The sequence below is a fragment of the Alkalibacterium sp. m-11 genome, from assembly GCF_054658155.1.
On the sequence record NZ_BAAGIR010000302.1, the window covers coordinates 1 to 772 of the forward strand.

Below are 772 nucleotides of genomic sequence, written 5' to 3' on the forward strand. Positions count from 1 at the left end.
AAAGCGCATCATGACAGAGATATCAATGCAAGTATCAATATTTTAAACGAAGGCATTAAAATACTACAGTTTGTCTAACACACTCCAACCGTAGGGACTACGGGGGTAGCCTGGTAAATAAAAGCAAACGCTGATACTCTATTAAACAAGTGTGTCAAGTCTACTTTGTTCCCAGGAATCTCCCACTTCTAAGCGTGAGCGAAAGTGGGGGTAGTTCAATTGCTCTCTACTCATCCATTTGATGGAGAAACAGAGATATATTTTCTGACTCCGGAACAGGGGCTTTACCATGTCAATCTTACACATGAGGAGTCGGAGAGGGAGTTTTTTCGATACAATCGTTGACCGGATCGAACCGGTCGCTTGTCACAGCTTGTCATCAATAACGATTTCTACAAGGATCTCCCGGAAGAGTTGTGGGACGTCGATGAAGTGACTAGGTCACTGCGAGAAGCCGGGAAGAAACTCGATGGTCTTAATCTCCTCCCTGCACCTTTTCCACTTGAAGAGGTTCTGACCGAGAGAGACATCCGTTTCCTTATATTTATCTAATCGTCTGTTGGGAAAAGATGTATCGAAAACACGTCAGTTTTATAATGAGTGTCCTTTGAAAGTCTGAAGGGAACTCTTTATTTTTAATGCATATTCTATGTGTAAAATAGTTGTCGGAAAGTAAAATAGTAGGGCAAGAAATTAAAGTAGACAAAAAGAAAGAAGACCCTTAATCTAGAGATAACCACAAATCCAGAAAAGAGGTCTTCTTATGAATCAA

1 protein-coding gene is annotated in these 772 nt (G+C 40.8%); it reads left to right on the top strand.

What is annotated here, in order from left to right; translation table 11 throughout:
• Window positions 1-363: 363 nt before the first annotated feature.
• Window positions 364-552, top strand: coding sequence for a hypothetical protein (locus ACYQ2O_RS12515; protein ID WP_459796742.1), 189 nt, complete (start codon window positions 364-366; stop codon window positions 550-552).
• The last annotated feature ends 220 nt before the right edge of the window (window positions 553-772 follow it).